At 72.1% G+C, this 13,277-nt stretch carries 11 protein-coding genes; 3 read left to right on the forward strand and 8 right to left on the reverse strand.

Features of this window, described 5'->3' with window-relative positions; genetic code table 11:
* Nucleotides 1–102 precede the first annotated feature (102 nt).
* Nucleotides 103–351, reverse strand: a complete 249-nt coding sequence (locus AB7J25_RS27100) for a hypothetical protein (RefSeq protein WP_428513552.1) — start codon at nt 349–351, stop codon at nt 103–105.
* Between the two features lie 694 nt (nt 352–1,045).
* On the opposite strand from AB7J25_RS27100, the gene AB7J25_RS27105 reads away from it, so the two are divergent.
* Nucleotides 1,046–1,669, forward strand: a complete 624-nt coding sequence (locus AB7J25_RS27105) for a response regulator transcription factor (protein WP_428513554.1) — start codon at nt 1,046–1,048, stop codon at nt 1,667–1,669.
* Nucleotides 1,670–1,712: 43 nt separating this feature from the next.
* Here the strand turns inward: AB7J25_RS27105 and AB7J25_RS27110 are convergent, their stop codons facing one another.
* The 5 genes from AB7J25_RS27110 to AB7J25_RS27130 form a co-directional block, all read right to left on the reverse strand.
* A complete protein-coding gene (locus tag AB7J25_RS27110) occupies nt 1,713–2,480 on the reverse strand; it encodes a 3-oxoacyl-ACP reductase (protein WP_428513556.1) in 768 nt (255 codons plus the stop codon).
* 72 nt (nt 2,481–2,552) lie between these two features.
* Complete coding sequence (locus AB7J25_RS27115; protein WP_428513558.1) at nt 2,553–3,290, reverse strand: gamma-glutamyl-gamma-aminobutyrate hydrolase family protein; 738 nt, start codon at nt 3,288–3,290, stop codon at nt 2,553–2,555.
* Nucleotides 3,271–4,629 (reverse strand): glutamine synthetase family protein, encoded by a 1,359-nt coding sequence (locus AB7J25_RS27120; protein WP_428513572.1) that lies wholly within the window; start codon nt 4,627–4,629, stop codon nt 3,271–3,273. The genes AB7J25_RS27115 and AB7J25_RS27120 overlap by 20 nt, the downstream gene beginning before the upstream one ends.
* Nucleotides 4,630–4,660: 31 nt before the next feature.
* Nucleotides 4,661–6,238 (reverse strand): amino acid permease, encoded by a 1,578-nt coding sequence (locus AB7J25_RS27125; protein WP_428513560.1) that lies wholly within the window; start codon nt 6,236–6,238, stop codon nt 4,661–4,663.
* A gap of 31 nt (nt 6,239–6,269) precedes the next feature.
* On the reverse strand, nt 6,270–7,205 hold the full coding sequence (locus tag AB7J25_RS27130) for a phosphotransferase (protein WP_428513562.1): 936 nt from the start codon (nt 7,203–7,205) through the stop codon (nt 6,270–6,272).
* Nucleotides 7,206–7,257: 52 nt separating this feature from the next.
* Here AB7J25_RS27130 and AB7J25_RS27135 point away from each other — a divergent pair, with 52 nt between their 5' ends.
* Nucleotides 7,258–9,717 carry a GcvT family protein gene (locus AB7J25_RS27135; RefSeq protein ID WP_428513564.1) on the forward strand — a complete coding sequence of 820 codons (2,460 nt, stop codon included), beginning with the start codon at nt 7,258–7,260 and terminating at the stop codon, nt 9,715–9,717.
* Between the two features lie 75 nt (nt 9,718–9,792).
* On the opposite strand, the gene AB7J25_RS27140 is transcribed toward AB7J25_RS27135, so the two are convergent.
* Both AB7J25_RS27140 and AB7J25_RS27145 read right to left on the reverse strand, forming a co-directional pair.
* Nucleotides 9,793–10,572 carry an alpha/beta fold hydrolase gene (locus AB7J25_RS27140; RefSeq protein WP_428513566.1) on the reverse strand — a complete coding sequence of 260 codons (780 nt, stop codon included), beginning with the start codon at nt 10,570–10,572 and terminating at the stop codon, nt 9,793–9,795.
* A gap of 52 nt (nt 10,573–10,624) precedes the next feature.
* Nucleotides 10,625–11,446: a GntR family transcriptional regulator gene (locus tag AB7J25_RS27145; RefSeq protein ID WP_428513568.1), complete on the reverse strand. Its 822-nt coding sequence runs from the start codon at nt 11,444–11,446 to the stop codon at nt 10,625–10,627.
* 103 nt (nt 11,447–11,549) lie between these two features.
* Here AB7J25_RS27145 and AB7J25_RS27150 point away from each other — a divergent pair, with 103 nt between their 5' ends.
* The gene (locus AB7J25_RS27150) at nt 11,550–13,136 is read left to right on the forward strand and encodes an acyl-CoA synthetase (RefSeq protein WP_428513570.1); all 1,587 of its coding nucleotides are present in this window, start codon (nt 11,550–11,552) and stop codon (nt 13,134–13,136) included.
* The last annotated feature ends 141 nt before the right edge of the window (nt 13,137–13,277 follow it).

The raw sequence follows: 13,277 nt of genomic DNA on the forward strand, positions 1-13,277 counted from the left end.
ACATAGGCCACTACCGGAGCCTACGAGCCGAGATTAGTGCACACTTCCGACCACTGCGGGCGACCGAACCAGCAGGTCAGAGACCTTCGATCTTCATGAAGGTCAACTCGTGAGCCAAGTCAGGTCGATGACGTTGAGCAGTCGCGCCGCAGCGCCCGCTCGGCGGGTCAGGTCCACCATGCCGGTCACGAATGACGTCGCCGGGGTCGCGGTGGCCGCGGTCAACGCCGTCTCGTCCACGCCGAGCGCGCCGACTCCGGCCGGCCGGGCCGGGTCGTCGACACGCGGGGTGCCGTGCTCATGCGCTGAGCCCATCGCGGCGGGCCAGCTGATCCCGACGTCCCGGGCCACCGCCGCGACCTCGTGCCCGTCCTCGCCGGCGCGGCGGCAGATCTCTGTGTGCGCTCGCGAGGTCAACGAGGCCCGCGGCGCGATCCCGTCGCTGGTCTCCCCGGTCCAGGTTCGGAGGGGGCACAACGGGTCCGGGCAGCACTCCGGTCAGCCCATCAGATCCGCCGTCGTCTCGATCGCCTGCTCGACCTCCCCATCGTGATCCGACACGGCCAAACCGGCAATCTCAACATCGCCGCCGTCACACTACGCTCCGTTCCCCCTGGGGCCGCTCCTCTTCGTATCCTCAGCATTACGGATCATGCAGCTCCAGGCCCGTTTCCAGGCTCAGGCATGAGATCGTGTCATACAGCGACGTACCACGCTCAAGTCTGAAGAGCCGGGTTGGCCATGGAGAACGGTCCGGTGGGATCCCGGGACCGCACCACCGGCGACTCACATGTCGACGACCGGTGAGTTCCGCTATATTCGAAAGCGGTCTTCGGGGGGAGACAAGTTGATGACCATGCACACGTGCGTCGAACGCCGTTGGTTGGCGCTCGCGGGAGAACTGCTTACACGGCCGCCAACGCAGTTTCCGGTACACACGGTGGGGCGGGAGCTGGCTGCCGACTTCGCCGGCGGGGTCTGCTTCTACAGCAGAACCGGCCCAGTGTCGCGGAATCGGCGGCAGGTGTGGCCGCAGCCGCCGCTCGTGCCGGAGGGCCCCGCTCGTGCGGACTGGCCGGACGACGACCCGGAGGGGTGCTACCCGATCCTGCTGTACTACCGGCACACCGAGTTGGTCCACGTCACCCAGCTCGCCGACGTGCCGCCGGGGTTCGCCGAGCAGTGGCGGAGCCGCGGCTGGCAGGACCTGTGCTCGGACCACGGGGTGGACGAGCAGATGGCCCTGCCGCTGCACGTCGGGCGCACGGATCACGAAGCGTTCGTGATCGGACGCGACGGCGCGTACCGCGCCGACGAGCTACAGCTGGCGGGCTACATCCAGCGGCTGCTCGTCTGCGTCGCACGCCAGATCGAGGTGCTCTCGCAGCAGTGTGCCGGCGCCACGCTCGTCGCGGCGTATGAGACGGTGCTCACCCCGCGTGAGGTGGCGGTGATCACCCTCGTCGCGCAGGGCATGACGGCTGCCGCCACGGCCCGCCGCCTAGCGATCAGCGTGCGGACGGTCCACAAGCACCTGGAGCGGGCATACGCGAAGCTGGACGTGTCCGATCGCGTCTCCGCGGTGCGGCGGGCGATGCAGCTCGGCCTGCTGCCGGAACCGCCCCGCAGACCGGTCCCGCTGGCCACAACCGGCAGGCGGGCGGGCTAAGCCCGGCCCTGAGCCAGCACTGTCGATCTCGATGCCGAGCTGGTCAGAGGGGGGTGACGTACGCGCCGGAGATCCCCCCGTCGACCAGGAACGTCGACGCGGTGACGAACGAGGCGTCGTCGCTGGCCAGGAACGCGACGGCGGACGCGATCTCCTCCGGACGGGCGAACCGGCCCATCGGGACGTGCACGAGGCGGCGCTGCGCCCGCTCGGGATCGGCGGCGAAGAGCTCCCGCAGCAGCGGGGTGTCGACGGGGCCGGGGCACAGGGCGTTCACGCGGATGCCCTCGCGGGCGAACTGCACGCCCAGCTCGCGGGTCATGGCGAGCACCCCGCCCTTGGACGCCGTGTAGCTGATCTGGGAGGTCGCCGCACCCATCACCGCCACGAAGGACGCGGTGTTGACGACGGCCCCGCTGCCCTGCCGCTGCATGATCGGCAGGACGGCGCGGCAGCACAGGTACACCGAGGTGAGGTTGACCTCCTGCACCCGCCGCCAGGCGTCCAGGCCGGTCGTGAGGATCGAGTCGTCCTCGGGTGGGGAGATGCCGGCGTTGTGGAAGGAGACGTCCACGGTGCCGTAGGCGTCGAGCGCCGCCTCGAACAGGTGCGCGACGTCGTCCTCGCTCGTCACGTCGGTGCGGACGAACAGCCCGCCCGCCTCCTTCGCCGCGGCGTCCCCTGCCGCGTCGTCCACGTCCGCGACGACGACGCGGGCGCCCTCGGACGCCAGGCGACGCACGGTGGCCAACCCGATGCCGCTGCCCCCACCGGTGATCACGGCCGTGCGGCCGGTGAACCGCTGCGTCATCCCTGCCCCCTCACGCGCCCAGCCCCCTTGACCGTCGAGAACGACGTTGTGCAGAGAAATCGGGCTTCTTGATCAGCGTAATGTCGTTCTCGACGGTGACCCCGCGGCGACCAGCGCCGCGAAAAGCCGGTGGTCGGCCGCGTCCTCCTCCGGGTGCCACTGCACCCCGACGACGAACGCGGACCCCCCGAGCTCCACCGCCTCGACGAGGCCGTCCGCCGCCCGGGCAGTCACCACCAGGCCGTCCGCGAGCCGGTCCACCGCCTGGTGGTGGTGGCAGCGCACCCGCACCGGGCCGCCGAGCGCCCCGGCGACGCGGGACCCCGGCGACGGCACCACGTCCGTCCAGCCGAAGACGCCCGGCGTCGGGTTGTGGCCGGTGTGCCCGACGGCGTCCGGCACGTGCTGCTGCAGCGTCCCGCCGAGCGCCACGTTGAGCACCTGGAGCCCCCGGCACACCCCGAGCACCGGAATGCCGCGGTCCAGCGCGCGCCGCACCACCGCCGTCTCGGCGGCGTCGCGCTCCTCGCGCGGCGGTCCGGTCCGTGGATGACGCGCGGCACCGTAGAGCGACGGCGAGACGTCCGGCCCGCCCGTCACGACCAGCGCGTCCAGCGCGTCGACCGCGGCAGCGGCGGCCGCGACCGGCGGCAGCAGCAGCGGCGAGCCGCCCGCCGCCACGACCATGTCGACGTACGTGCGCGGCAGCAGCGCGGCCTCGACGTCCCACACCCCGAACCGGGCCCGCTCGCCGTAGCTGGTGAGCCCGACGAGGACGGCTCCGGCGGGCCTAGAGCCGTTCGAACCCACGCCGCCGCTCCCAGTCCGTCACCGCGGCGTCGAAGGCCGCGAGCTCGATCCGGGCGGCGTTGCCGTAGTGCTCGACGACCTCCTTCCCGAACGCCTCGCGCGCGATCTCCGAGGCCGTGAACAGGTCCGCGGCCTCCCGCAGCGTCGCGGGCACCCGCGGGGCGTCGGAGCGGTAGGCGTTGCCGGTGCACGCCGCCCCCAGCTCCAGCTCCCGGTCGATGCCGTGCAGCCCGGACGCGATCAAGGCCGCCACCGCGAGGTAGGGGTTGACGTCGCCGCCGGGCACGCGGTTCTCCACGCGCAGCGACCGCCCGTGCCCCACCACGCGCAGCGCGCAGGTGCGGTTGTCGACCCCCCACGCCACCGCCGTCGGGGCGAAGGAGCCGTCCGCGAACCGCTTGTAGGAGTTGACGTTCGGGGCGAACAGGTACGTCAGCTCCCGCAGGCACGCCAGCTGGCCCGCCACGAACTGCGCGAACAACGGGGAGAACCCGTACTCGCCCTCGCCGGGGAACGCCGGTGCCCCGTCCTGGCGGCGTAGCGAGACGTGGATGTGGCAGGAGTTGCCCTCACGCTCGTCGTACTTGGCCATGAACGTCAGCGCCATCCCGGCCTGGTCGGCGATCTCCTTGGCGCCGGTCTTGTAGATCGCGTGGTTGTCGCACGTGGTGAGGGCGTCCGCATAGCGGAAGGCGATCTCGTGCTGGCCGAGGTTGCACTCGCCCTTCGCGCTCTCCACGACCATCCCCGCCCCCGCCATGCCGCTGCGGATACGCCGCAGCAGGGGCTCGACGCGGCCGGTGCCCATGAGGGAGTAGTCGACGTTGTAGAGGTTCGCGGGGCGCAGCCCGTGGTAGGCCTTGTCCCACGCCTCGGCGTAGGAGTCCGCGAACAGCATGAACTCGAGCTCCGTGCCGACGTCCGCGACGAGCCCCCGCTCGGCCAGCCGGTCCAGCTGGGCGCGCAGGACCTGGCGGGGCGAGGCGACGACCGGCGACCCGTCGTCCCAGGCGGCGTCGCAGAGCACCAGCGCCGTCGCCTCGTGCCAGGGGACGCGGCGCAGCGTCCGCAGGTCCGGCCGGAGCACCATGTCGCCGTACCCGCGGTCCCACGACGACATCGCGTAGCCGTCCACGGTGTTCATGTCGACGTCCACGGCCAGCAGGTAGTTGCACGCCTCCACGCCCGGCCCGGTGCCGGGGCGCACGACCTCGTCGAGGAAGTACCGCCCCGCGCACCGCTTGCCCTGCAGCCGGCCCTGCATGTCGGTGAACGCGACCAGCACCGTGTCGATCATTCCCGTGTCGACGTGCCCGCGCAGCTCCCCGAGGGTGAGCATGCCCTCCCGGCGATGGATCACCGGCCTCCCCTCACTGCTTGGCCTCCGCGTCGAGCTGCTGCTCGATCGAGGCCAGCTCCTCCTCCGACCCGGCCTCGCGGACCGGACCGACGAACCACTTGCGGGCGCTGATCAGGTACCAGCCGCCGAAGAGGATCAGCGCGCCGCCCACCGTCAGCGGGGCGTAGTTCACCACGTTCCAGTCGAATTCGGCAGCCCCCGGGATGCCGTTCGGCGACACCGGCATGAGGAAAAGGACGCAGACCAGCCCGATCCAGATCACCGCCACGGGGGAGATCCACTTGTAGTGCCTGCCGAGGCTCCACGCGCCCCGCTCGAAGCGCTCGCCCGCACGGATCCGCAGGACGATCGGCAGCGCGAACGCGATGTAGAGCCCGATGACGGCGATCGAGGTGCCGACCAGGTAGCCGATCACCCCGTTGGCCAGCGTCGGGAGCATGAGCGCCCACGACAGCACGCAGATCGCGATCACGGCGTTGACCGGCACCCGCTGGCGGGAGACCTTGCGCCACAGCCGCGACCCGGGCACCGCGCCGTCACGGGAGAACGCGAACATCATCCGCGACGCCGAGGTCACCGACGCCGTCCCGCAGAACAGCTGGGCCACCACCGCGATGAACAGCAGGAACTCCGCCCACGTCTCGCCGAGCGACTCCGTCCAGATGTAGACGACGGCGTTGCCGACGGCGTCCAGCGTGCCCTGGACGTCGGGGACCGCGAACGTGACGGCGACGAGCAGGACGAAGCCGAAGATCACGGACACGACGACCGACATCACCATGCCGATGGCGGCGGAGCGCGACGCGGCCCGCGTCTCCTCGCTCATGTGCGCCGACGCGTCGAAGCCGGTGATCGTGTACTGCGCCATCAGCAGCCCGATACCGAAGACGAACCAGTAGAGGCCGTCGGAGAAGCCGGAGTTGTTGATCGTCTCGCCGAAGACGAACGACGCCGACTGGTGGTTCTCGGGCACCACGACCAGCACGCCGACCACGACCACGACACCGACCATGTGCCACCACGCGGAGAACGAGTTGAGCCCCGCGAGGACGTTGACGTTGAGCAGGTTGAGCACCAGGTGCAGCGCGATGATCGCGGTGTAGACGATGAACACGGTGCCGGTCTCGGTGCCGATCCCGAACCACAGGTCGAGCAGCGCGGTGGTGAACAGCGCCGCTCCGTAGTCGATGGCCGCGGTCACCGCGATCTGCCCGACCAGGTTGAACCAGCCCGTGAACCAGCCCCACACCGGGCTGCCCAGCTTGGACGCCCAGTAGTAGAGCGCACCCGCGGTGGGCATCGACGAGGCGATCTCGCCCATCGCCATCGCCACCAGTACGCAGAACACACCGACCAACAGCCAGCCCCAGGTGACCGCCACCGGGCCGCCGTTGTTGAACGCGATGAAGTAGGACGTCAGGCAGCCGGCCAGGATCGAGATGATCGTGAACGAGATCGCGAAGTTGGAGAACCCGCCCATCTCGCGGAACAGCACCTGGGCGTAACCCATCTTGTGCAGCAGCGCGGCGTCGGCGTCGTGCTGCGTGTCGGCCGAGGTGCGGTGCCGTCCTGTTTCCGGTGTGCCCATCGGTTGCCCCTTCGGTGCTCGGTCCTGCCGGTCAGTCCTCCTGCCGGGCCGTGTCGAGCAGGCGCTCGAAGTCGGGCCCGTCGAACTCCGCGATGGCGCGGTCGTACTTCTCCATCCCCCACGACCAGAAGTCGAAGTCGATCGGCGAGGACCCGTCCTGGATCGAGGCCCAGAGGGTCCAGCCGTACTTCGCGAGCAGTGCGTGCAACCGGGCGCGTGCGACCAGCGCCGGTCGCGGGCGCCCGTGGTAGGCGGTGACGAGCACGTCGAGCAGGGGCAGCGGCAGCGCCGCCTCGCTCCAGATGTTGCCGAGCTCGAAGCAGGGGTCGTTGTTGCCCGAGTACTCGTAGTCGATGATCCGCACGGTCTCGCCGTCGTCGAGCAGGTTCCCGGCGAGCAGGTCGTTGTGGCACGGGACGGTCGGGTGCACCGGCAGCGCGGCGTGGATCGCCGCCACCTGCGGCGCGAAGTCGTCGTAGCGCGGGGGGAGGCGGAAGCCGTGCTCGGCGACGATGCGCCGGTAGCGGGCCTGGGTGGCGAACATGTCGAAGTCGCCGGTGAAGCGCGGCCCGGCGTGCAGCCGCCGGCAGGCCGCGGCGACCCTGGCCAGGACGGCCGGGTCGTGCAGGTCGGCGTCGGTGAGCGTGCGGCCGGGCAGGAACCCGACGACGAGGCCCTCGCCCGTGCGGTAGTGCAGCACCGGCGGTCCGACGCCCGCCTCGTGCGCGGCGACGGTGTTGGCGTGCTCGGCGTCGCGGTCGATGCCGAGCAGCGAGCCGCCGGCCCGCTCCGCTGCGCGGCCCTCGGCCGGGATGCGCACGACGACGACGCCGTCCGGGGTGGTCACCTTGAGGTTGTGGTTGGTCAGGCCGCCCGGCAGTTCCTCGACGCGGCGGGGGCGGCCCGTGGTGCAGGGGATGGAGTCCAGCAACGCGTCGACGTCGAGCGTCGCCGCGGCGGTCTCCATCGGTGCAGGGTAGGTCTCGCGAATCGAACGGTCTAGACCGTAGTCTCGCCGCGTGACGGTGGAGCTGCCCCCGCGTGCCCGGATCGTGGTGATCGGCGGCGGTGTGGGTGGTGCGAGTGTCGCATTCCACCTCACCGAACGTGGCGAGCGCGACGTCCTGCTCCTCGAGAGGGCCGAGCTGACGAGCGGTTCGACGTTCCACTCGGCCGGCCTGGTGGGGCAGCTGCGCGCCGACCCCGCACTCACCCGGATGAACGTGGCGTCCGTCGAGCTGTACCGGCGGTTGGAGAAGTCCGAGCATGCCGCGGGCTGGGTGGAGTCGGGCTCGCTGCGGCTCGCGTCGTCGCCTGCGCGGCTGGAGGAGATCCGCCGCCAGGCCGGGTGGGCGCAACGGTCGGGCCTGCCGCTGGAGCTGGTCTCCGCCGCCGAGGCGAAGGAGCTCTTCCCCCTCATGAGCACCGACGGCGTGCTCGGCGCGGCCTACACCCCGACGGACGGGCACGTCGACCCCGCGCGGCTGTGCCAGGCGCTCGCGGCGCTGGCCCGGGCGGGCGGCGCACGCATCGCGCAGCGCACCCGGGTGCTCGGGATCGACACCCTGGCCACCCGCCACGGGCGGCGCGTCTGCGGGGTGCGGACGGACCGCGGCGACGTCGAGTGCGAGATCGTCGTGGACTGCGGCGGGATGTACGCCGCCGAGATCGCCCGCATGGTCGACGTCCGCGTGCCGGTGGTGCCGATGTCGCACCAGTACGTCGTCACGGCGCCGTTCCTGGAGCCCGGCGCAGCGCTGCCGTCGCTGCGCGACCCGGACCTGCTCGTCTACTACCGCCAGGAGGTCCGTGGCCTGGTGATGGGCGGCTACGAGCGCGAGTCGGCGCCCTGGACCGCCACCGCCCGCTCCTACGACGCCGTCCCGCCGGACTTCAACGGCAAGCTGCTGCCCGAGGACTGGCCGCGGTTCACCGAGATCGCGGAGAACGCGCAGATCCGGGTGCCCGCGCTGGGCGACGTCGGCGTCCAGTCGGTGATCAACGGCCCGGAGGGCTTCACCCCGGACAACGAGTTCTGCCTGGGGGAGACCGAGGTCGGCGGGTTCTTCGTCGCCGCCGGGTTCTGCGCGCACGGCATCGCGGGCGCGGGCGGCATCGGCATGGTGACGGCCGCCTGGATCCTCGACGGCGATCCGGGCCTGGACCTCTGGCACATGGACGTGCGCCGCTTCGCCCGCCACTACCGCTCCCCGGGCTACACGCTCGCCCGCACGGTGGAGAACTACGAGAGCTACTACGACATCCGCTACCCGGGCGAGGGGCGGCGCACGGGGCGTCCGCTGCGGACGTCGCCGGTGTACCCGTGGCACGCCGCGCACGGCGCGGTGTTCGGCGAGAAGGCGGGCTGGGAGCGCGTCGACCACTACGCGGTGGCCGGGTCCGGGGAGCTGCGCCCGCGCGGCTGGGCGGGCCGGACGTGGTCGCCGTGCGTCGAGCCGGAGCATCGGGCCACGCGGGAGGCCGTCGGCCTGTTCGACGAGACGTCGTTCGCGAAGATCGAGATCACCGGCCCGGACGCTGCGGCGTTCGTGAGCGACGTGTTCGCCGGGCACGTGGACCGCCCCGTCGGCAGTGTCACCTATACCCAGGCGCTCGACGACCGCGGCGGCATCGAGATGGACGTGACCGTCACCCGGCTGGCGACCGACGCGTTCCTCGTCGTCACGGGCACGGCGTTCGGGGGCCACGACCTGGAGTGGCTGCGGCGCCAGGCGCGCAGGTCCGACGCGTCGGTGCACCTCGGCGACGTCACGAGCGGCTGGGCGTGCATCGGGCTGTGGGGCCCGCGTTCCCGGGAGGTCCTCGCGCCGCTCACGCCGCAGGCGCTCGACAACGACGCGTTCCCCTACCCGTCGATGTGCGAGACGACCGTCGGCGACGTACCGGTGCGGGCGCTGCGCGTCACGTACGTGGGGGAGCTGGGCTGGGAGCTGTACTGCCCCACGGAGTACGGGGCGGCGCTGTGGCACGCGCTCGTCGAGGCGGGGGCGCCGCACGGGCTGCTGCCCTGCGGCTACCGGGCGATCGAGAGCCTGCGCCTGGAGAAGGGCTACCGCGCGTGGGGCTCCGACATCGGGCCCGAGACCACCCCTGACGAGGCAGGTCTCGGGTTCGCGGTGCGCGCGCTCGACGGGTCGGCCGGGGAGTTCACCGGGCGCACGGCGCTGGCCGCCGCCCGGGCGGCGGGGGTGACGCGCCGGCTGCGGTGCCTCCTGGTCGACGATCCGCGGGCCGTCGCGCTCGGCGGTGAGCCCGTGCGGCTGGACGGCACGACCGTGGGGCAGGTGACCTCCGGCGGCTACGGCTACACCGTGCAACGCTCGATCGCCTACGCCTACCTGCCGGTCGCCGCGGGTCCCGGCACGCGCGTGGTCGTCGGGATCGACGGCGAAGACGTCGGCGCCGAGGTGGTCCGCGGGGCACCGTACGACCCGAAGGGGGAGCGGATCCGGGCCTGACCGGCACGTCCGTCGCTACGAGCGGCCCGTTCGTCCAGCTGAGTGGGACGAACGCGCCGCTCGTTGCGGCGCGGGTCAGCCCCCCAGGTGGGTCGCGAGCACCTCCGCCATCGCCTCGGGCTCCCACCCGTGGTCCGCGCCGGGCACCTCCGCCCGCCGCGCGTCCGGCAGGGCGGCGACGATCGCGTCCGCGGCGTCGTGGAAGAACGGGAACGCGCTGGACCCGACGAGCACCACGGTGGGCGCCGTGATCGCTCCCCACAGCTGCGCGTGCGGCGCCGACTGCGTCCAGGCCAGGGCCTCGGCGTCCGCCTCGACGGTGGGCGCCATCCGCTCGAACAGCGGCCACTGCGGCCCGCGGCGCATGCCGTCGAACCACTCCGGCGGCATGTCCGCCATGAAGGTGCGCAGCATCGCCTCCCGGTCGCCGGTGGCGACCACGGCCCGGATCTCGGCGAGGAACGCCGCGCCGTCCGTCCCGAGCTCCTCGCCGAGCGGGACCTCCCACAGCACGAGCCGGGTGACGCCGGGGATCTCCGCGGCGGCCGCGAGCGCGATCGCACCCCCGGACGAGCTGCCGTAGAGCGCCGCCCGGCCACCGACGACGTCCACGAGGGTGCGGATGGCGGCGACCTCGCCCGCCAGCGTGAACGGGGGCTCGCCGCCGGAGTCGCCGCGGCCGGGCCGGTCGTGGTGCACGACGTCGAACCCGCGCGCAGCGAGCAGGGTGGTGAGTGTGCGGGTGGCCGGATCGGCCGCCCGGAGCTGGCCTGCGCCGCCGACCAGGATCACGGGTGGCCCGGCGCCCTCCCGGTCGTAGGCGATGCGGGCGGTGCCGGTGTCGACGACGGTCATTCACGGCCTCCTCGGAGTCGATGCTGATGCAGACTCCGGGGAACGGTCGGACTCATCGGCCGGTGCGGATGTCGGCGCGCAGCGCCGGGATGGCGGACACCTCCCCGATCCCGGCGTCCACCCCGGTCCGGATCATGAGCCGGACCCGGTCGGCGCGGTAGCGGTCCCGCGCGTACTCCACCGGAACCCCGACGACGGTGCGCGCGACGCGCTCCACCTGCATGAGTGCCGCGCCGGGCTGCACCTCCAGCAGGCCGGCGTCCTCCGCGTCCGCGGTGACCGGTTCCAGGTACTCGACGGCCGTGTGCGGCGCGAGCCCGAACTCGGCGGCGAGCAGCTCGTAGAGCGAGCCGGTGAGCGGCCGCTCCAGCAGGTCCGGCACCTGCCCGACGGGGAACCAGGAACGCTCGACGGCGAGCGCGGTGCCGTCCGCGGAGCGCACCCGGACGACCTCGTGCACCTGTGACCCCGTGGCCACGTCCAACCCGGCTGCGACGTCCTCCCCGGCGGCGACGGTGCTGGCCTCGACCACCCGGGCCCCGGCCGTGCGGTGCGCGCGGCGCATCTGCTCGGTGAACCCGGCCAGCCCGGTGAGGTCGCAGTCGATCTTCGGCTCCGCGACGAAGGCCCCGCCCGCCCGGCCGGGGGTACGGACGATGACCCCGCGGCGGGCCAACCCGTCCAGGGCCTGGCGCAGCGTCATCCGGCTGACCCGCAGCGCCTTCGCGAGCTCCCGCTCGCCGGGCAGCCGATCGCCGGTGGCGAGATCACCGCAGGCGATCTCGCCCACGAGCCACTGCTCGATCTGCACGTGCACCGGGGTGCCGTGGCGGCGCACCAGCGCGGGGGCGCGGGTGAGCAGCGACGCCGACATGCGGCTCAGGGTACGTGCTCCCGGGTGAGCCTCCCGTACCGCCGCGACGGTCAGTAGTGACCGGATCTCGCGATCAGTGAGTGGCCTGGGGCACAATCCGGGCATGCCCTTCACCTCGCAGACCGAGGCCGCGATCGCGCGCGCCCGCCAGCACAGCGTCGGCGATCTCCTGCACCGGACCGCGCAGCGCTACCCGGACAAGCTCGCCGTGGTCGCGGGCGAGCACCGGGCCACGTTCGCCGAGTTCGACGTCGCCGTGAACCGGATGGCGAACGCGCTGATCGCGCGCGGTCTCACCAAGGGCGACCGGCTCGCGATCCTGTCGCACAACTGCTGGGAGTTCGCCGTCCTCGCGTTCGCGGCGGCCAAGGCGGGCATCGTCCTGGTGCCGATCAACTTCATGCTCAACGCGGGCGAGATCACGTTCATCCTCACGCACTCCGGGGCGAAGGGGATGCTCGCCGAGTCCGCGCTCGCCGACACGGCCGAGAAGGCGATGGCCGACGCCGGCATGATCTCGGTGCGCGGGTGGATCGGCACGAACCCGTCGGCGGGCTGGGAGCCCGTCGAGTCGTGGTGGAGCCGGGGTGACGCGACCGCCCCGGACGTCGCGATCGCCGACGACGACCCGCTGCGGCTGATGTACACCTCGGGCACCGAGTCGCGACCCAAGGGGGTCATGCTGCCCTCGCGGTCGCTGATCGCGCAGTACGTGAGCTGCGTGATCGACGGTGGGATGGAGCGCGACGACGTCGAGGCGCACTCGCTGCCGATGTACCACTGCGCGCAGCTGGACTGCTTCTTCGGCGTCGACGTCTACCTCGGCGCGACCAGCATCATCCTCCCGGCACCCGCGCCTGCCGACCTCCTCGCGACGATCGAGCGCGAGAAGGTCACGAAGCTGTTCTGCCCGCCCACGGTGTGGATCTCGCTGCTGCGCCACCCGGACTTCGACTCCACGGACCTGTCGAGCCTGCGCAAGGGTTACTACGGGGCCTCGCCGATGCCGGTGGAGGTGCTCCGCGAGCTCCAGCAGCGGCTGCCCGGCGTCCGGCTCTGGAACTTCTACGGCCAGACCGAGATGGCGCCGCTCGCGACGATCCTGCGCCCGGAGGAGCAGCTGGAGCACGCGGGCAGCGCCGGGAAGGCGTCACTCAACGTCGAGACGATGCTCGTCGACGACGAGGACAACCCGGTGCCGCCCGGCGAGGTCGGCGAGATCGTGCACCGCAGCCCGCACGCCGCGCTCGGCTACTACAACGACGAGGAGAAGACCGCCGCAGCGTTCGCGGGCGGCTGGTTTCACTCCGGCGACCTCGGGGTCATGACCGAGGACGGCTACCTCGCTGTCGTCGACCGCAAGAAGGACATGATCAAGACAGGCGGGGAGAACGTCGCCAGCCGCGAGGTCGAGGAGGCGATCTACGAGCTGGACGGGGTGGCCGAGGTCGCCGTGTTCGGCATCGGCCACCCCACCTGGATCGAGGCAGTCACCGCGGTGATCGTGCCGAAGGAGGGGGCGGGGATCACCGTCGAGGACGTCATGGCGCACGCCAGGGGCAGGCTCGCGGGCTACAAGCGACCCAAGTACGTGGTGTTCGCGGACGCGCTGCCGAAGAACCCGAGCGGCAAGATCCTCAAGCGGGACCTGCGCCAGCGGCACGCCGACCTGGCGGCCTCCGACACCTGACCCGCGAGTTCCGCGGTTGCGTCCCGTGAGCTGGTGGAGTTCGGGGTTCGCCGTGTTCGGTGTGGCGACCATGACGGAGGCGGCCACCGTGTGACGGTCAGTGAGACCTGGCTAAGGGTTCTCACGAAGGGACACGACACA

The sequence above is a fragment of the Pseudonocardia sp. genome (genome assembly GCF_050246655.1).
Taxonomy (GTDB): domain Bacteria; phylum Actinomycetota; class Actinomycetes; order Mycobacteriales; family Pseudonocardiaceae; genus Pseudonocardia.

Coding starts and splice junctions, on each gene's coding strand:
- AB7J25_RS27130 (WP_428513562.1), bottom strand. CDS start 7,205: ATGGAGACCGCCGCGGCGACGCTCGACGTCGACGCGTTGCTGGACTCC.
- AB7J25_RS27120 (WP_428513572.1), bottom strand. CDS start 4,629: ATGCTCACCCTCGGGGAGCTGCGCGGGCACGTCGACACGGGAATGATC.
- AB7J25_RS27125 (WP_428513560.1), bottom strand. CDS start 6,238: ATGGGCACACCGGAAACAGGACGGCACCGCACCTCGGCCGACACGCAG.
- AB7J25_RS27140 (WP_428513566.1), bottom strand. CDS start 10,572: ATGACCGTCGTCGACACCGGCACCGCCCGCATCGCCTACGACCGGGAG.
- AB7J25_RS27150 (WP_428513570.1), top strand. CDS start 11,550: ATGCCCTTCACCTCGCAGACCGAGGCCGCGATCGCGCGCGCCCGCCAG.
- AB7J25_RS27110 (WP_428513556.1), bottom strand. CDS start 2,480: ATGACGCAGCGGTTCACCGGCCGCACGGCCGTGATCACCGGTGGGGGC.
- AB7J25_RS27145 (WP_428513568.1), bottom strand. CDS start 11,446: ATGTCGGCGTCGCTGCTCACCCGCGCCCCCGCGCTGGTGCGCCGCCAC.